Raw genomic sequence first — 17,109 nt, forward strand, 5'->3', positions numbered from 1 at the left:
CATGGCCGACGGGGAAACACCGCAGACGGCACCCGCCGGCGACGATCCGGACCTGGTCTACGCCATCGCCCGCATCCATCCCGAGGTCGTGCCCCTGCACCGGCTGGGGCTGGACCGGATGGAGCAGGCGGGCATGCTGGGCATGGTGCCGCTGGGGCTGCCGCTGCCCAAGGGCCGCCGCGATCTGGTGGTGGCGGAGGAGCGGCGCGAGGCCGTGCTGCTGGAGATCGCCGGCAAGATCGCCCGCGCGCAGCGCCGGGCCGAGGTGCTGGAGCGCGGCCGCCGCGCGCTGGAAGGCACCGATGCCGCCCTGGCCGTGGCCGAGGCGCGCGACCGCATCCGGATCCGCCTTGCCGACGCCGTCCACTGGACCGGCATGCCCGGCCCGATCCAGCTGGAGGTGTCCCGCGCCGTGGACGTGGACGAGCTGTCCGGGCTGGACGAGGCGGAGCTGCGCAGCCGCCTGCCGGCCGATCCCGAGCTGCGCCAGCGCCTGGACCGGGCCATGGCCGACGTGGCCCAGCGCCTCTGGGCCCTGCAGGAACTGGCGGGGGAGCCGGAGGACAGCTGGACCTTCGAGCATCTGGCGCAGCGCCTCTACAGGGTCTGCCGCACCAACCACCAGCCCAACGACATCCTGCGCCGCTGGACCGAGATCGAGGAGACCTGGCGGCACGAGCGCGCCGTGGCCCGCGGCCGCGACTACGTCAACACCGAGTTCGACTTCGCCCGCTTCGAGCGGCTGTTCCCCCTGGCCCGTGCCCTGGGACGCAGGCTGGTGCTGGTGATCGGCCCGACCAACTCGGGCAAGACCCACCGCGCCATGCAGGCGCTGCGGCAGGCACCGACGGGGGTCTATCTGGCGCCGCTGCGCCTGCTGGCGCTGGAGGTGATGGACCGGCTGAACCGCGAGGGCACGCCCACCACGCTGCTGACCGGGGAGGAGGAGATCCGCGTGCCGGACGCACGCCACCTCTCCTCCACCATCGAGATGCTGGACCCGGAGGCGACGGTGGACGTCGCCGTGATCGACGAGGTCCAGATGCTGGCCGATCGCGACCGCGGCTGGGCCTGGACGGCGGCGCTGATGGGGGTGCCGGCGAAGACCGTCTACCTGCTGGGTGCGCCGGAGGTGCGGCCCCTGGTCGAGCGGGCCGCGGCCCATCTGGGCGAGCCGCTGGAGGTGGTCGAGCTGGAGCGCAAGCAGCCGCTGCACATGATCGAGGAGCGGCTGGAATGGTCCGACGTGGGCCGCGGCGACGCCCTGATCGCCTTCTCCCGCCGCGAAGTGCATGCGGTGCGTGACACGGTGCAGGCGCGCGGGCTGACGGCGGCGGTGATCTACGGGGCACTGGCCCCGGACGTGCGCCGGCGCGAGGCGGAGCGGTTCAACACGGGCGAGGCCGACGTGGTGATCGCCACCGATGCCATCGGCATGGGCCTGAACCTGCCGGTGCGGCGGGTCCTGTTCACCACGCTGGAGAAGTTCGACGGGGTGGAGATGCGGTCGCTGCACCCGGCGGAGGTGAAGCAGATCGCCGGCCGTGCCGGCCGCTTCGGGCATTTCGAGGCGGGCGAGTTCGGCGTCGTCGGGCGCGGCACGCCGCAGGCCCTGCGCATGATCGTCACCCGTCCGGACACCAGCTTCGGGCCGAAGACGGCGCTGACCGTGCGGCCCACCCGCGCCATGGTGGCCCGGCTGGCCGGCCGCGTCGGCAGCCACAGCCTGTCGCTGCTGATCGACTGCTTCGCCGCGGCGCGCACGGCGGGCTCCCCCTTCCGGGTCGCCGACCTGGAGCCGCTGCGCAAGCTGGCCGCCGTGCTGGACGAGAAGGAGATCGGCTTCGAGGACAAGCTGAGCCTGCTGTTCGTTCCGGCCGACCTGGACAAGGACGTGGACGCCCGCTTCTTCCACCGCATCTGCCGGGCGGTGGAGACGGGCGAGGCGGTGCCCGTCGGGCTGGTCGTGCCGGCCCGCGTCGGCATGCTGGACGACATGTCGCTGGAGGAGCTGTCGCGCACCTGCGACCTCTACTACTGGGCTTCGCGCAAGTTCCCCAGGCAGTTCCCCGACCGCACCGTGGTGCAGGAGCGCCGGGCCGAGGTCAGCCGGCGGCTGTCGGAGATCCTGGCCGCCGCGGCGCGCACCCGCGGCCGGACGCCGAAACCGAAGCAGGGCTTCCGCGGCGCCCCGCGCAAGCGCTACGGGCCGCGGCGGGGATAGCGTCTCCCGTGTCCCGTCAGGCCGTAGAGGCCGGGGCGGCCGGCAGCGTCTCCGCCGGCGCCGGCTGGATCTCCTCCGACAGCGGCAGCTCCAGCCGGCAGAGCAGGCCGTCGGCCTGGAAGTCCAGCATGGCGCGGCCGCCCAGTTCGTAGGCCACGCTCTGCCGGATCAGGACGGAGCCGAAGCCGTTCTGCGGCGGCGCCTGGATGGGCGGGCCGCCATGCTCCTTCCAGGTGATGTGCAGCCGGTCCCCGCCCTCGCCGCGGCGCAGGCCCCAGCCGATCTCGACATAGCCGCCGCGCAGGAAGGCGCCGTACTTGGCGGCGTTCGTCGCCAGTTCGTGGAACACCAGCGCCAGCGCCAGCGCCGCCTTGGGCCGCAGGGCGACGGCCGGGCCGGACAGGCGGACATCGGTCCCGCCCGGCCCGGCATAGGGCCGTACCTCGTGCGACACCACCTCGGACAGCCGGACCCATTCCCAGTGATGGTCGGCCAGCAGGTTGTGCGTGGCCGACAGCGCCCGCAGCCGGCCCTCGAAGGTCGGCCAGAAGCTGGTCAGCTCGGCATGGCGCCGGCGCGTCTGGGCGCCGATGGAGATGACCGTCGCCAGCGTGTTCTTCACCCGATGGCTCAGTTCCGCCATCAGCAGCGCCTGACGCTCCTCCGCCTGCCGGCGTTCGGTGACGTCCACGATCTCCAGCACCATGCCGGACGGGCCGGACTCGCCGGTCAGCAGCGCCACCGAATAGACGACGGGGACGCAGCCCCCCTCCGGCCGCTCCAGCATGGCCGCGGCCTCGCGGACGGGCTTCGGCAGGGTCCGGCCGGGCGGGAGCGGAATGCCCAGGCGCCGGACCAGGGCACCGTCGCGCAGGTCTGCCTCCGACATCCCCAGCAGCGCCCGGGCCGGCGGGTTGAGGAAGGTCACGCTGCCCGCGGCATCCGTCATGAGCAGGGCGGAGGTGACGTTGTCCGTGATGGTGCGGGTGACCAGCGCCTGTTCCGCCAGCCGCCGGTTGGCGTCCGCAAGCCGGGTGTTGGCCCGCTGAAGCTGGTCGGCCAGCGCCGCCCGCGCCTCGGCCGCGTTGCGCTCGGCCTCCAGCCGCAGGGTCAGGCTCTCCCGCCGGCGGAAATCCTCCAGCAGACGCCGGTTCTGCTCCTGGAGGAAGCGGCGGCGCAGGATCGCCCGCAGCCGCGCGCGCAAGGGGGCCAGGGGCCGGTCCAGGAAGAAGACGTCGTCCACGCCCGCCTCCAGCAGGCCCTGCACGGCGTCCAGCGGGTCGGGATCGTCCAGCCCGCCGGGTCCGCCGGGCCGCAGCAGGATCAGGGCGGGCGCGTCATCCGCTCCCGGCGGCGGACTCTGCTGCACCGCCCGGCAGAGGTCGATCCCCGCCATGTCCGGCAGCGTCTCGGCCACGAAGGCACAGTCGTAGGCGCGGTGCCGCAGCGTCTCCAGCGCGTCGGCCGCGGTGGCGCGATGATCGACGATGCAGCCCTCTTCCCGCAGATGGGCGTCGAGCAGGCGGAAGCGCTCGTCCGGCGTGCCCACGACCAGCGCCACGGGACGCCGGAACTGCGGATGCGGCAGCACGTCGGGCTCGCCGTCCCGGCTGGCATGGCGCAGCAGGTTGCGCACGCGCAGCAGCAGCACGCCGCTGTCGGCCGATTTCGGCAGGAAGTCGTCGGCACCGCTGTCCAGCCCCTCGCGCTGGCGCCCCGGCGTCTCGTCCGCCGTCAGGATCAGGATCGGCATGGAGAAGGTGGCGACGTGCAGGCGGAGCTGCCGGCACAGGTCAGCCCCCTGCAATCCCGGCAGGTGGTGGTCCACGATCAGCAGGTGCGGCAGGCGCCGGTTCAGCACCTCCAGCGCCTCCTCGGCGCTGGCGACATGGTCCACCTCGTAGCCCTGGCGCTGCAAGGTGTCCTGCAGGCGCAGGGCCTGGGTGGGCGAATCCTCGACCAGCAGGATGCGCAGCGCCGTCATGCTCCGGTCCTCCCCGTCCGCGCCAGCAGGGTCAGGATATGGGGGGCGATGGCCGGCAGCGGCAGCAGCGCCTTCACCGCCCCCAGGTCCACGGCCGCCGCGGGCATGCCGTAGACGACGGCGGTGGCGGCATCCTCGGCGATGGTGTAGCCGCCGGCACGGCTCAGCTCGCGCAGCCCCTCGGCCCCGTCGCTGCCCATCCCGGTCAGCACGGCGCCGATGCCCTGGCGTCCCGCCGCGGCGGCGACCGACCGCAGCATCTCGGTACCGGAGGGGCGCTGTCCGGCCACCGGATCGGCCCCCGACAGTTCCAGCCGGCCGCCCTTCAGCAGCAGGTGGCAGTCGGGGGGCGGCAGGTGGACGGTGCCGGGGCGCGGCTCCTCGCCGTCCGCGGCGATCCGGACGGCGAAGGGCGTCTGGCTGCGCAGCCAGTCGGCAAAGCCGGCGACGAAGCCGGGACCGATATGCTGCACCGCCAGCACCGGCAGCGGAAAGTCGGACCCCAGCCCGGTCAGGAGCTGCACCAGCGCCGCCGGCCCGCCGGTGGAGGCGACAACGGCCAGGACCGCGAAGCCGTCCGGTCGCGCCAGCGGCTCCGCCGGGCCGGCCGGGGGCGGCAGATCGGTCCGCACCGCGGGCCGGCCGGGCCAGGCGATCTGGCGCACGACCTTCACCTTGCTCATCAGGACAAGCTGTTCGCACAGCCGGCTGGCGACGGTGGCATAGGCCGCATGGCCCAGACCCACCGGCTTTTCCATCACGGACAGGGCACCGGCGCGCAGCGCGTTCATGGCGAGGCGCCCGTCCTCGGCATTCACGTCGGCCGCCACCACGACGATCGGGGTCGGCCGCCGCCGCATCACCTCCAGCGTGGCGTCCAGGCCGCTCATCCCGGGCAGGCGGATGTCGAGGGAGATGACGTCCGGGTCCGTCTCCTCCAGCACGTCGAGCATCTGCTCCGCGGAGCGGACGGACCCGGCGAGCGCAAGCCGGGGGTCTGCCGTCACGATGCTCTCCAGCACCAGACGGACCGTCGGCGAGTCCTCGACGATCAGTACCCGTGTCTTCTTCATAGCAGTTGCCGAATGGTCTCCAGCAGTTCTTCCTGGCTGAACTCGCGTTTCACGATGTAGGCGTCGGCCCCCAGCGCCAGACCGCGGGCGCGGTCCTCGCGCTTTTCCAGGGAGGTAACGAGGATGACGGGGGTCCGGCCCAGGGTGGGGTCGTCGCGGATCGCCCCCAGCAGGCCGAACCCGTCGAGCTGCGGCATCTGGATGTCGGTGACGACCAGATCGACCGGCTCCGAGCGCAGCCGTTTCAGGGCCTGCGCCCCGTCCACCGCGACCCGCACCTCGTAGCCGTAGGCTTCCAGGATGCTCTTCTGCAGCGTGCGGGTGGTCAGGCTGTCGTCCACCACCAGGATGACGGGGGTGCGCTTCTCCGCCGGCCGGTCGATGACCGTCAGGGCCATCCGCCGGCGGGCACTTCCGAACAGCCCGAACGGGTTCAGCACCAGCGCCACGGAGCCGTCCTCCAGCACGACGCCGCCGGAGACGGTGCCGCCGGGCGGCAACGGCGCGCCGAGATCCTTCACCAGCCCCTGCCGCAGCCCGATGAACTCGTCGCAGGCCAGCGCCAGCCGCTGGCCCTGCCGCTTCAGCACCAGCACGGGCACGGTCGCCTGGGCCGGCCGCAGTTCCGGCGGCCCCAGCCCGGCACGGGCGAGCAGGCCGCCGAGCGGCAGCACCTCACCGTCGCTGCGGACCACCGGCTGGCCCCCGGCGGTGCCCAGGTCGCCGCGGCGGACCCGGCGCAGCCCGTCGATGCAGTCGGCCGGCAGCCCGAAGACATGCCCCCCGGCCCGCACCATCATCAGTTCCTGCGCCATGGCGGCGACCGGCACCACCAGCCGGAATTCCGCCCCGCCGCCGGGCCGGTTGCCGGCCCAGGCATGCCCGCCCAGACGCAGCGCCGCCTGCCGCACGATGGACAGTCCCATGCCGCGGCCGGACAGGGTGGTCACCGTCTCCCGCGTCGTGAAGCCGGGGGTGAACAGCAGTTCCAGCACCTCCTCCTCCGGTGCGGTCTCCCCTCCCTCCGGCAACAGGCGCAGCCGCTGCCCGGTGTCCCGCACCCGGCTCACATCGATGCCGCGGCCGTCGTCGGAGACGGTGATGACGAGCTGTCCCTCCCCCACCGCGAAGGAGAGCTGCACCGTGCCGACGGCCGGCTTGCCGCGGGCCAGCCGCTCCTCCGCCGTTTCCAGCCCGTGGCTGACCGCATTGCGCAGAAGCTGGAGCACCGGGTCGCGCAGCCGTTGCAGCACCAGCCGGTCGGCCATCGCGTCCAGCCCGGCGACCCTGACCTCGACCGCCAGCCCCTGCTGCGCGGCAAGGTCGCGCACCATCCCGCGGGCGGTGCCGAACACGCTGTCCACCGGGACCAGCCGGGTGCGCCGCAGTTCCTCCTGGAAGTCCTCGCCGAGCTGGAGTGCTGCGCGGCGGGCGTGCATCTCCAGCCCCCGGGCGCTGCCGGCCAGCCGCGCGGCCTGACGGAGATCCCCCTCGAACGCTTCGACCAGGGCGGCCAGACCGCCGGTCTCCAGCCCGCCGGGCAGGGCCGCGCGCAGCGCCTGCCGCAGCCGCAGCCAGCCGGACTGCACCCGGTCGATCTGTCCGTCCACCTCGCCCAGCAGCCCCCCCAGCCGGGCCTGCCGGTGCTGTTCGGAGACCAGTTCGCTGCCCGCCTGCAACAGCCGGTCGAGCCGGGCCGCCTCGATCCGCATCAGCTCGGCGCCGGGGCGCTGCGGGGCGGCCGCCTCGGCCGATGCCACCCGGACCGCCGCCGCGGCGACGGCCACGCCGTCACCGCCGGCGGGCCGTGGTTCCGCTGGATCGGCCGGCGGCACCGCGCGCGCGGAGGCCGGCGCGCCCCCCGGGCCGGCACCCAGGCCCGCCACCTGATCCTCCACCACATCCAGCAGGGCGCGGACGCCGGCGATGGCCGTGCCGTCCAGGGCGGACGTCCCGGCGCGGATGCGGTCGAACACCGTCTCCAGCCGGTGCGCCTGATCCTCCACCTCCGGCAGGTCAACGGCGCGGGCGGCCCCCTTCAGGCTGTGGGCCAGACGGCAGACCTCCTCCAGCGCCGCGGGCGCGGGGGGCTCCCCTCCCTCGGCGGCGTCGAGCAGGCTGCGGATTCCCTCCAGATACTCGCGGGACTCCTGTCGGAACGCCTGTTGCAGTCTTTCCTGCAGGTCGCTCACAGCCGGTACTTCTCCATCAGCCGTGTCAGGGTGCCGCCCAGCTGGCTCAGGCTCTCGGCCGCCTTGGCGAGCTGGTCGGTGCCGCTGGCGGCCTGCACGCTGGCCTGCCGGATCTGTTGCAGCCCCTGGGCGATCTGCTCCAGCCCGATCTGCTGCTGCCCGGTGGCGCCCACCACCTGCTGGAAGGACCCGCTGGTCTCCTGCACGCCGCCGGCCATCTGGCGGATGACGGTTTCGGCCGCCAGCGCCTTGTCCCGGCCGGCACCGGCCCGCTTCAGCGCCTCCTCCGTCAGCAGAACGGAGGTGCTGATGTTGCGCTGGGTCTGCTCCAGGATGCCGCGGACCTGCCGCGTCGCCTCCTTCGCCTGATCGGCAAGGGCCTTGATCTCGTTGGCCACGACGGCGAAGCGCCGGCCCTGTTCGCCGGCGCCGGCCGCCTCGATCGCAGCGTTCAGCGCCACCAGATTCGACTGTTCGGAGATCTCGTTGACGGTGGAGATGATCTCCCCGATGGCCTGGGTGCGCTCGCTCAGCGCCACGATGGTCTCGGCCACGCTCTCGGTCTGGCTGCGGATCGCCTCCATGGCGGCGGCGGCCTCCTGCACGGCCTGGAGCCCGTGCTGGCCGGTGCCGGCGATGGCGTCGGCGTTGCTGCCGACCTCGCGCGCCATCTCCGCCACCTGCTGGGCGGACTGGCCGATCTCCTCCACCGTCGTGGTGATCTCCTGCACGGCCGCCGCCTGCTCGCGGGTGCTGGAGGCCTGCTGCTGGATCGAGGCCAGGATCTCCTGCACCGAGGTGGCGAGATGGCCGGCCGTGCCGCGCGTCTCGGCCGTGATGGCGCGCAGTCCCTCCAGCATGTCGTTGAAGGCGGCCATCAGACGCCCGACCTCGTCGCCCGACCGGACCGGCAGCGGCTGCTGGCGAAGGTCGCCGTCGGCGATGGCGCGGGCCAGCCGCACGCAGTCCTGCAAGGGCCGCACGATGCTGCGGGAGATCAGCAGCACGCCCGCAGCACCCAGCAGCACGGCAACGATTCCCAGGGCCACCATCATGCCGAGCATGGCCTGGGACTCCTCCTGCGCGTTGCGCACGAACAGCCGTGTCGCCTCATCCGCCCGGGCGGTCACGCCCTTGCGGAGCTGGACCATCTCCTCGATCACGGCGGGATCGGCCCGGGCCTCGGGCGGCAGGGCCAGGAAGCGGTTCAGGCCGGCTTCCAGACGGGCCATCGCCTCCTGCTGTTCGCGCAGCAGACGCTCGATCTCCCCGGTGGGAGCGGCGGGCAGCAGGACCTGCCGGTAGCCGTCCAGATCGGTGATGACGCTGCCGCCGGTGAGCATGGAGGCGACATTGGCATCGAAGATGCGCTTCACCGACTGGAAGTCGGCCGGCACGCCCTGCGCCGTCTGCATGACGTCGATGTAGTAGCGCGCGACCAGGAAGCGCTGCCGCCCCATGGCATCGGAATGCGCCGCCATCGTCTCCTGCGTGCGCAGGGCGCTGACGGTGCCCGCCAGCAGGACGGCAATGGAGACGGCGAACAGGACGGTGATCAGCATCAGCTTGCCGCCGACGGTGAGGCGACGCCAGAACTGGGGGGAGGCCGGCTGCATGGGCGGTGTCTCGCTATCGGTCGGTGGAAACGGTCATGCCGTCGAACAGGGCGGCGAAATCGAAGCGTGCAAGGTCAAGAAGGAGCAGGCCGTCCGGCCCGACCCCGGCGACCAGCGGGCCGGCGGACTGCTCCCCCGGCAGCGGGAAGCCGGACGGGTCGATCTCGCGCAGGCCGCCCAGCTCGTCCACGCGCAGGCCGAAGGCCCGCGGCCCCTGGCGCAGGAACAGGGCGAAGGCGCGGACACCCGCCGCCGGTGCCGCGGCCCCGCGCTGGAGCAGGCGGCCCAGGTCCAGCACCGGCTCGATGCTGCCGCGGCGGTTGACGACACCGGCCACGGCGGCGGGCCAGCCGGGCACCGGGGTGATGCGGTCCACCGGCTGCACGCCGGCGAGCTGGTCGAGCGGCAGCGCCACCCATTCCGACCCGACCCGCGCGGTCAGCACGGCCTGGCCCGCCTCCGGCGCCGCTCCGGCGTCCAGGCGCCCGGTGCGCGCGGCCAGCGCGGCGCGGCGGCGGAACAGGGCTTCCAGCCGCGCCCCGTCGGTGCGGGCGTCGGCGTCGTCCAGGCGGCGCCGGACCGCGGCCCAGTCGATCCCCGTCCGCGCAGCGGTCATGGCGCGCCCCCGAGCCGGTCGAGCTGGAGCGATGCGGCGGCGCTCAGTTCCGCCACCGTCAGCGCGGGCGCACCGGGCACGGCCCCGTCGGCAGGCAGCCGCTGGCTGAGCCCGACGACGGTGCGGAAGGACCGGCGGGCCGCCGCCGCATCGGTCGGGCGCAGCAGACAGCCCAGCTCGTAATGGGCCAGCAGCAGGGTGCGGTCGAGATAGAGGGCGTCGCGCAGGGCCTTCTCGCAGCGGGCGCTGTCGCCGCGGTGCCCGAAGACAGCGGCCAGCGCCAGATGCGGCCAGGGTGTCATGACGTCCTCCGTCAGCCAGTCCAGACTGAGCCGGGCCGCCTCCGGCAGGGCGTCGGCGGCGAGAAGCTCCAGGATCGCGCGGTAGCGCTCCGGCAGGTCCGGCACAGGCGCGGGCGGCTCCGGGACGGGCGGTGCCCCCGCGGGGGCCGTCGCCGAAGGAGGCGCCACCAGGGCGGTGGCGGCCCCCTCCCGCCGCGGGGGCACACCGGCCTGCCGGACCGTCGGGCGCAGCAGAGGCCGTCCCTTCGGCGCGCAGGGGACCGGCCGGGCCGGGCCGCGGGCGCGGGCGAACGGACGGCGCGGCGTCGGCCGGTCGGTCCGGCGGTAGAGCATGGTGTCCTTCAGCGCGACCGTCTCGAACCCGTCGAACAGGCGCACGTCGGTCTCGGCATGGCCGACCATCAGCCAGCCGCCGTCGCCCAGCAGGTCGCGGAAGCGGGCCACGACGGCCCGGTTCGTTGCGGTATCGAAATAGATGAACACGTTGCGGCAGAGGATCAGGTCGGGACTGAACCCGTCGGCGGGCGGAAAGGGATCGTGGACCAGATTGTGACGGTGGAACTCGACGCCGCGGCGGTAGTCGGGCTTCAGCACCCAGTCCCGCCCGCTGCGGTCGAAGCAGCGGGCGCGCACCTCGTCCGGCGTGGCGCGCAGGGCCCAGTCGCTGTAGACGGCCCGCCCCGCCTCCTCCAGGAAGCCGCGGTTCAGGTCGCTGCCCAGGATCCGCAGGTCCCAGCCCTTGAGGCGCCTTCCGAACAGGTCGTGCAGCAGGATCGCCGCCGTGTAGGGCTCGGGTCCCGTGGCGCAGCCGGCACACCAGAGATGCAGGCGCCGCAGCGCCCGGTTGCGCTCCAGGATATTCGGCACCACCAGGTCTGCGAAGGCGTCCCACTGGGCACGGAAGCGGAAGAAATAGGTCTCCCCGATGGTCAGTTCGCCGATCAGCGCCTCGCGCTCGGCCTCGCCCTCGGGGGACTCCAGGCAGCGCAGATACTGCGCGGGCGAGGCGAAACCGCCCGCCTCCATCCGGCGGAGCAGGGCGGCCGCCACGCTGTCGTCGCGGGCGTTCAGGAAGCTCATGCCCGTGGCCGCCACGGCCCAGCCCTTCAGGGCCGCGAAGACGGGATCGGCGCGCAGGCGCGCCGCCCTGGGATCCGGCGGCGCGGTCCGGGTCATGGCACGCCGGCGCCGGCGCGCGCCAGTCGCTCCCGCTCCAGCGCCAGGAACGCGTCGATCCGGCGCTCCTCCTCCCGCAGCAGCAGGCGGGCGGGGTCGAGCAGCACACAGGCCCCCTGCGGCAGGGCGAAGCCGGCCACGGCCACCCCGGCGAAGGTCGTCCCCTCCGCCAGCGGCAGCCGCTCCTCCGGCGGGTCGAGCACGGCGACCGCGCGGTCCACCAGCAGCAGCCGCGGCGGCTCCCCGCGGAGATGGAGCAGGGCCGTGCCGGCCGTCGCCGGCTGCTCCGGCAGGTCGAACAGCCGCGCCAGCCGCACCACCGGCACGGCCGTCCGGCCCAGCATGGCGATCCCGGCCAGCAGCGGCGGCACCCCCGGCGGCCGGGCGAGATCCATCATCGGCAGGATCTGCGCCACCGCATCCGCCGGCAGGGCGCAGAGCCTGTCCGCCAGCGCGAAGACGACAAGGGGGGCGGCCGCCCCGGGAAAGCCGGAGACGGGGGAACCGGAGACGGGGGAGCTTGACACGGGGACGCCGGGCACGGATGGACCTAGCCCGCCGAGGCGGCCGCCCTGCGATCGCCGCCGAAGGTCTGCTGGACCAGCCGGATCAGTTCCGTCTCCCGCACCGGCTTCTGGAGACGCGGATGCGCCCGCAGCTCCTCCGGCACGGTGAAGGCCTCGTAACCCGTGGTCAGGATGAAGGGAATGCCCAGAACGGCCAGACGCTCGGCCAGGGGGAACACGTAGGTGCCGGACAGGTTGACGTCCAGGACGGCGCCGTCGATGCCGCCGCCGCCGGCGACGACCTCCAGCGCCTCCTCCAGCCGGGCGACCGGCCCGACCACGACGAAGCCCAGCCCCTCCATCACTTCCTGGATGTGCAGGGCGATCAGGAATTCGTCCTCGACGATGAGTATCCGGGCGCCCGAACGCGCGGCCTGCTGCCCTGACGGCATCGCTTCCCCCGTGGATGCGCTTCCCCTGTGGATGCGCGGAGCGGCACGCCGGCCCCCGCCGCCCGGGAAACGGTCGCGGTTCGGGCCAGGCCGCGCCTGCCGGTGAGGGGCGCACTCTAGCGGGGATGGCCGGCCCGGTCCCTACGCGATGGGGCGTAGGACGAAGGACCGGGTCGCCCCGGCCGAAAGCGATGGGTCCCGGCCGGACGGGTCCGCGCGGACGGGGCCGGCGCGGATGGGGCCGGCGCGGATGGGGCCGGCGGCGGTCAGTGCGGCAGCGGCACGCCGTTGCGGGCCAGCAGCTCCGTCTGCCGCGCCGCCAGGGTCGCCGCGTCGAAGCCGGCGATCAGGTCCTGGAAGGATCGGTACCAGTTGATCTCCGCCTTCAGGTGCAGGAAGACGCTGCCCAGGCCGATGGCCGCCCGGTCCATGAAGACGAATTCGCGCGGAATCTCCACCCCGCCGACCTCTCGCAGGGCCATGTGGACCTTGGCGGCGGTGGCCTGCCCGTAGCGGCCGCTGTTCGTCTCGTCGATGCTGCGGGTGCGGTCCTCCAGGATGGGCGCATAGACGAAGCGGGCCCAGATGTTCAGGACATCGACCATGCGCCGGTCCAGATTGCGGAAGCCCCAGGCCTCGTAGGCATGGACCGCGCGCTCCTCGTCGCCCGTCCGCAGCGCCTCGTAGAGGTCGATCACGCCGGCCACGAAGGCGGGCCGGAAGACGCGGACGCAGCCGAAATCCAGCAGGTTGATGTCATGGTCCTCCCGCACCGTGTAGTTCCCCAGGTGCGGGTCGCCGTGGATGACACCGTAGTAGTAGAGCGGCACGTACCAGGCCCGGAACATGTTCATGGCCAGGCGGTTGCGCACCTCCAGCGGCGCCTCCTTGAAGTCGATGATCCGGCGCCCGTCCAGCCAGGTCATGGTCAGCAGCCGCCGGCTGGACAGTTCGGGCAGCACCTCGGGCACATGCACGCCCTCCACGCCCGCCAGCATGTCGCGGTAGAGGCGCATGTGCCGCGCCTCCAGGTCGTAGTCCAGTTCCTCGCGCAGGCGGTCGCCGATCTCCCCGTAGATCTGGTCGGTGCGGATCGCCGTGTCGTAGCGGGCATAGATGCCGAAGACGACGCGGAGCTGGCGCAGGTCCGCCTCCACCGCCGACTGCATGTCGGGATATTGCAGCTTGCAGGCCAGCCGGCGGCCGTCGCGGGCGACGGCGCGGTGGACCTGCCCCAGGCTGGCGGCGCTGGCCGCCTCGCGCTCGAAGCTCTGGAACCGGGACGCCCAGTCCGGCCCCAGCTCGGCGGACATGCGGCGCTTCACGAAGGGCCAGCCCATGCTGGGCGCGTCGGCCTGGAGCTGGGCCAGTTCGGAGACGTATTCCTGCGGCAGCGCGTCGGGGATGGTGGAGAGGATCTGCGCCACCTTCATCAGCGGGCCCTTCAGCCCGCCCAGCGCGGTGCGCAGTTCGGCCGCGTGCGCCTCGCGCTCCAGCCGGATGCCGAGGAAGCGCTCCCCCGCCACCCGCGCCGCGATGCCGCCCATGGCCGTGCCCACCCGCGCGTAGCGGGCGAGGCGGCCCTGCAATGTGTTCTGTTCGTCGCTCATACCGCCAGAGATGGTGCCCGGACGGGGGCTCGGCCAGGGGCGGCCGTGCCGCCGCCCCTACTCCACCCAGGCGATGCGCAGGATGTTGGTGTTGCCCGGCGTGCCGAAGGGGACGCCGGCGGTGACGACGATGCGCTGGCCGGCGGTGGCGATGCCGTCCTCCACCGCCAGCCGGGTCGCCTTCTGCACCATCTCGGAGAAGCTGTGGATGTCCGCCGAATGCACGGCGTGGACCCCGAAGCTGAGGGTCAGCCGCCGGGCCGTCTCCATCCGCGAGGTCAGGCCCAGCACCGGCACCTCCGGCCGTTCCCGCGCGGCGCGCAGGGTGGTGGAACCGGAGGTCGTGTAGGTGACGATGCAGGCCGCCTGGATGGTGCGGGCCACCTGCCGCGCAGCGCCGGTGATGGCGTCGGCGGTGGTCCGCTCGGGGTCGGGGTGCGCGGCGTCGATGATGGTGCGGTACATCGGGTCGTTCTCGACCCGGCGGGCGATGCGGTCCATCATCTGCACCGCCTCGACGGGGAACTGGCCGGCCGCCGTCTCGGCCGAGAGCATCACCGCGTCCGCCCCGTCATAGACGGCGGTCGCCACGTCCGACGCCTCCGCCCGGGTCGGGGTGGGGGCGGAGATCATGCTCTCCAGCATCTGGGTGGCGACGATCACCGGCTTGCCGGCCCGCCACGCCTCGCGCACGATCCGCTTCTGCAACGACGGCACGTCCTCCGGCGGCATCTCCACGCCCAGGTCGCCGCGGGCGACCATGACCCCGTCGGACAGCTCGACGATCTCGTCCAGGTGATGGATGGCCGAGGGCTTCTCCATCTTGGACAGCAGCGCCGCGCGGCCGGCGATCAGGCGCCGCGCCTCGGCCACGTCCTCCGGCCGCTGCACGAAGGAGAGCGCGATCCAGTCCACCCCGATGTCCAGGGCGAAGCGCAGGTCGTCGCGGTCCTTGGCCGTCAGCGGCGACAGCGGCAGGACCGCGTTCGGCACGTTCACCCCCTTGCGGTCGGACAGCCGGGTGCCGGACAGCACCTCCGTATCGGCATGGTCGTCGCCGCAGGACAGCACCTTGAGCCGCACCTTGCCGTCGTCGATCAGCAGATCGGTGCCCTTGGCGATGGCCTGGAAGATCTCCGGGTGCGGCAGGCCCACGCGGGTGCCGTCGCCCGGCTCGGGCGACAGGTCCAGGCGGAAGCGCTGGCCGGGGGCGATTGGGACGGGGCCGTCGCGGAAGGTGCCGATGCGCAGCTTCGGGCCCTGGAGGTCGGCCATGACGCAGACCGGACGCCCGACCTCCGCTTCGATGGCGCGGATCGCGCGCAGCCGCTCGGCGTGGTCCTCCTGCCGGCCATGGCTGAAGTTCAGGCGGAAGACGTCGGCGCCGGCGTCGAACAGGGTGCGGATCATCTCCGGCGTGCTGGAGGCGGGTCCCAGCGTGGCGACGATCTTGGTCAGGCGCTCACGGTGCGGGGTGGCGGCCTTGCGCTTCATCGGCGGGTTCCTCTGGCAGGGGACGCTTGGCGCGTCTCTCCGGGGGCCGGCCCGGGGCCGGCGCGTCAGGGCGGCGGGACGATCAGGCTGAAGGGGCGATCAGAATGGCGCGGAAATCATTGACATTGGTGCGGGTGGGGCCGGTGACGACCAGGTCGCCCAGCCGGGCGAAGTATCCGTAGGCATCGTTACGGGAAAGCGATCGCGCCGGATCATAACCAGCCGCCCGGGCACGCGCCAAGCTACCGGGACGGTGAAGGGCGCCGGCATTGTCCTCCGTCCCGTCGATCCCGTCGGTGTCGCAGGCGATGGCCCAGACGCCCGGCGCATCGTCCAGGGCCAGGGCCAGTCCCAGCAGGTATTCGGCGTTGCGCCCGCCGCGCCCCTCCCCGCGCACGCTGACGGTCGTCTCCCCGCCCGACAGCAGCACGGTTCCGCGCCGCGCCGCGCGGGCCAGGGCGGCGTGCGCGGCGCCCAGGTCGCGGGCCTCCCCCTCCAGCGAATCACCCAGGATCACGGGTTCCAGCCCCGCCGCGCGCGCGGCGGCCGCGGCCGCCTCCAGCGCATGCATCGGCCGTGCCACCAGATGGAACTCCGACCGGGCCAGCCGCGGATCGCCGGGCTTCGGCGTCTCGTCATCGCCCCGCGCCAGATGCGCCCGCACGGCGGCGGGCGGCTCGATGCCGTACTTCGCCAGGACCGCCCGCGCGTCGGCCACGGTGGTCGGGTCCGCCACCGTGGGACCGGAGGCGATCACCGCCGGATCGTCGTGCGGCACGTCGGAGACGGCCAGGGTGACGCAGCGCGCCGGCCAGGCCGCAGCGGCCAGCCGGCCGCCCTTGATGGCGGAGAGGTGGCGGCGCACCGTGTTGATCTCCGCGATGGTGGCGCCCGAGCGCAGCAGCGCCCGGCCCACCGCCTGCTTGTCGGCAAGGGCGATGCCCGGCGCCGGCAGCGCCAGCAGCGAGGACCCGCCGCCGGACAGCAGGCAGAGCAGCAGGTCGTCCTGTCCGAGTCCCGTGGCCCCGAGTCCCGTCGCGAAGGACAGGATGCGGCGGGCGGCCTCCTCCCCCTTGGCGTCGGGGTGGGGGTGTCCGGCCTCCACCACCTCGACGGACCGGGTCGGCACGCCATGGCCGTAGCGGGTGACGACCAGTCCCCCCGGCGTGTCCGATCCGGCAGGCCAGTGCCGCTCCACCGCCGCGGCCATCGCGGCGGCGGCCTTGCCGGCGCCGATGACCAGGGTGCGCCCGGCGGGCGGCGGCAGCGCGGCCAGGGCCGGCGGCACCACCGTCTCCGCGGCGACGGCGGCGACGGCGGCATCGAACAGGCCGCGCAGCAGGGCGGCGGGCGCCCGCGGGTCCAGGGTCATGGCCGGCTCCCCGGGCTCACCGGGTTCGGCGGGCTCACCGGGGCCGCTCCGTCACCGTGCCGCCGCAGCCGGTCCAGCAGGCGTCCAGCGCGGCGGTGCAGGCATCCTGGCATCGGGTCCGGTCGCATCGGAAGGGAGCCTCGAAATCGTAGGGGGAGCGCTGCACCTCCTGACCCAGGGCGCGCTGGCGCTCAACATGCTCCTGGTAGCGGTCCTGTGCCCAGCGGTCACGCGCCAGCTCGCAGCGGAACCTCTCTTCGCGGCAGGTGTCGGCACAGGCGGCAGCCTCCGTCCCGCAGGCGGCGGCGCAGGCCCGGCCCCGGGCATCCGGCGGCGGTGCCCGGTCATGGACGGTCTCCGGCACCGGGGCGCAGCCGGCCGGCAGCAGGGCGAGGGCGACGAGGACAGGACGGAGACGGCGCATCATGGAACGGACTCGATGCCTCGGGAGAGCCTGCGGGCGAGGCCCGTGGCCGGCACGACCGGCATACG

At 73.7% G+C, this 17,109-nt stretch carries 13 protein-coding genes; 1 reads left to right on the forward strand and 12 read right to left on the reverse strand.

What is annotated here, in order from left to right:
- The first annotated feature begins 1 nt into the window (after position 1).
- Complete coding sequence (locus tag RC1_RS10205; RefSeq protein ID WP_012567297.1) at positions 2-2,224, forward strand: helicase-related protein; 2,223 nt, start codon at positions 2-4, stop codon at positions 2,222-2,224.
- Between the two features lie 16 nt (positions 2,225-2,240).
- Here the strand turns inward: RC1_RS10205 and RC1_RS20100 are convergent, their stop codons facing one another.
- The 12 genes from RC1_RS20100 to RC1_RS10265 all read right to left on the reverse strand — a co-directional run bounded on the left by RC1_RS20100 (position 2,241) and on the right by RC1_RS10265 (position 17,044).
- Entirely contained in the window at positions 2,241-4,208 is a 1,968-nt protein-coding gene (locus RC1_RS20100) for a response regulator (protein WP_012567298.1), read from the reverse strand.
- A complete protein-coding gene (locus RC1_RS10215; RefSeq protein ID WP_012567299.1) occupies positions 4,205-5,281 on the reverse strand; it encodes a chemotaxis protein CheB in 1,077 nt (358 codons plus the stop codon). The genes RC1_RS20100 and RC1_RS10215 overlap by 4 nt, the downstream gene beginning before the upstream one ends.
- Positions 5,278-7,473: a hybrid sensor histidine kinase/response regulator gene (locus RC1_RS10220; RefSeq protein ID WP_012567300.1), complete on the reverse strand. Its 2,196-nt coding sequence runs from the start codon at positions 7,471-7,473 to the stop codon at positions 5,278-5,280. The genes RC1_RS10215 and RC1_RS10220 overlap by 4 nt, the downstream gene beginning before the upstream one ends.
- Positions 7,470-9,089 (reverse strand): methyl-accepting chemotaxis protein, encoded by a 1,620-nt coding sequence (locus tag RC1_RS10225; protein ID WP_012567301.1) that lies wholly within the window; start codon positions 9,087-9,089, stop codon positions 7,470-7,472. The genes RC1_RS10220 and RC1_RS10225 overlap by 4 nt, the downstream gene beginning before the upstream one ends.
- 13 nt (positions 9,090-9,102) lie before the next feature.
- Positions 9,103-9,705 carry a chemotaxis protein CheW gene (locus tag RC1_RS20105; protein WP_012567302.1) on the reverse strand — a complete coding sequence of 201 codons (603 nt, stop codon included), beginning with the start codon at positions 9,703-9,705 and terminating at the stop codon, positions 9,103-9,105.
- Positions 9,702-11,183 carry a CheR family methyltransferase gene (locus RC1_RS10235; RefSeq protein ID WP_012567303.1) on the reverse strand — a complete coding sequence of 494 codons (1,482 nt, stop codon included), beginning with the start codon at positions 11,181-11,183 and terminating at the stop codon, positions 9,702-9,704. Before RC1_RS10235 ends, RC1_RS20105 begins: the two co-directional genes overlap by 4 nt.
- Complete coding sequence (locus tag RC1_RS10240) at positions 11,180-11,710, reverse strand: chemotaxis protein CheW (RefSeq protein WP_012567304.1); 531 nt, start codon at positions 11,708-11,710, stop codon at positions 11,180-11,182. The genes RC1_RS10235 and RC1_RS10240 overlap by 4 nt, the downstream gene beginning before the upstream one ends.
- Positions 11,711-11,733: 23 nt before the next feature.
- Positions 11,734-12,141: a response regulator gene (locus RC1_RS10245; protein WP_012567305.1), complete on the reverse strand. Its 408-nt coding sequence runs from the start codon at positions 12,139-12,141 to the stop codon at positions 11,734-11,736.
- Positions 12,142-12,407: 266 nt separating this feature from the next.
- Entirely contained in the window at positions 12,408-13,751 is a 1,344-nt protein-coding gene (locus RC1_RS10250; protein ID WP_012567306.1) for an ABC1 kinase family protein, read from the reverse strand.
- A gap of 57 nt (positions 13,752-13,808) precedes the next feature.
- Positions 13,809-15,245, reverse strand: a complete 1,437-nt coding sequence (gene pyk, locus RC1_RS10255; protein WP_012567307.1) for a pyruvate kinase — start codon at positions 15,243-15,245, stop codon at positions 13,809-13,811.
- 82 nt (positions 15,246-15,327) lie between these two features.
- Positions 15,328-16,617 carry a glycerate kinase type-2 family protein gene (locus RC1_RS10260; protein ID WP_012567308.1) on the reverse strand — a complete coding sequence of 430 codons (1,290 nt, stop codon included), beginning with the start codon at positions 16,615-16,617 and terminating at the stop codon, positions 15,328-15,330.
- Positions 16,618-16,651: 34 nt separating this feature from the next.
- Positions 16,652-17,044: a hypothetical protein gene (locus RC1_RS10265; protein ID WP_012567309.1), complete on the reverse strand. Its 393-nt coding sequence runs from the start codon at positions 17,042-17,044 to the stop codon at positions 16,652-16,654.
- Positions 17,045-17,109: the final 65 nt, after the last annotated feature.

Source organism: Rhodospirillum centenum SW (genome assembly GCF_000016185.1).
Classification (GTDB): Bacteria; Pseudomonadota; Alphaproteobacteria; order Azospirillales; family Azospirillaceae; genus Rhodocista; species Rhodocista centena.

Excerpts from the sequence above, each read along its gene's own strand:
- RC1_RS10205 (WP_012567297.1), top strand. The coding sequence starts at position 2 with ATGGCCGACGGGGAAACACCGCAGACGGCACCCGCCGGCGACGATCCG.
- RC1_RS20100 (WP_012567298.1), bottom strand. The coding sequence starts at position 4,208 with ATGACGGCGCTGCGCATCCTGCTGGTCGAGGATTCGCCCACCCAGGCC.
- RC1_RS10215 (WP_012567299.1), bottom strand. The coding sequence starts at position 5,281 with ATGAAGAAGACACGGGTACTGATCGTCGAGGACTCGCCGACGGTCCGT.
- RC1_RS10225 (WP_012567301.1), bottom strand. The coding sequence starts at position 9,089 with ATGCAGCCGGCCTCCCCCCAGTTCTGGCGTCGCCTCACCGTCGGCGGC.
- RC1_RS20105 (WP_012567302.1), bottom strand. The coding sequence starts at position 9,705 with ATGACCGCTGCGCGGACGGGGATCGACTGGGCCGCGGTCCGGCGCCGC.
- RC1_RS10235 (WP_012567303.1), bottom strand. The coding sequence starts at position 11,183 with ATGACCCGGACCGCGCCGCCGGATCCCAGGGCGGCGCGCCTGCGCGCC.
- RC1_RS10245 (WP_012567305.1), bottom strand. The coding sequence starts at position 12,141 with ATGCCGTCAGGGCAGCAGGCCGCGCGTTCGGGCGCCCGGATACTCATC.
- RC1_RS10250 (WP_012567306.1), bottom strand. The coding sequence starts at position 13,751 with ATGAGCGACGAACAGAACACATTGCAGGGCCGCCTCGCCCGCTACGCG.
- pyk (WP_012567307.1), bottom strand. The coding sequence starts at position 15,245 with ATGAAGCGCAAGGCCGCCACCCCGCACCGTGAGCGCCTGACCAAGATC.
- RC1_RS10260 (WP_012567308.1), bottom strand. The coding sequence starts at position 16,617 with ATGACCCTGGACCCGCGGGCGCCCGCCGCCCTGCTGCGCGGCCTGTTC.
- RC1_RS10265 (WP_012567309.1), bottom strand. The coding sequence starts at position 17,044 with ATGATGCGCCGTCTCCGTCCTGTCCTCGTCGCCCTCGCCCTGCTGCCG.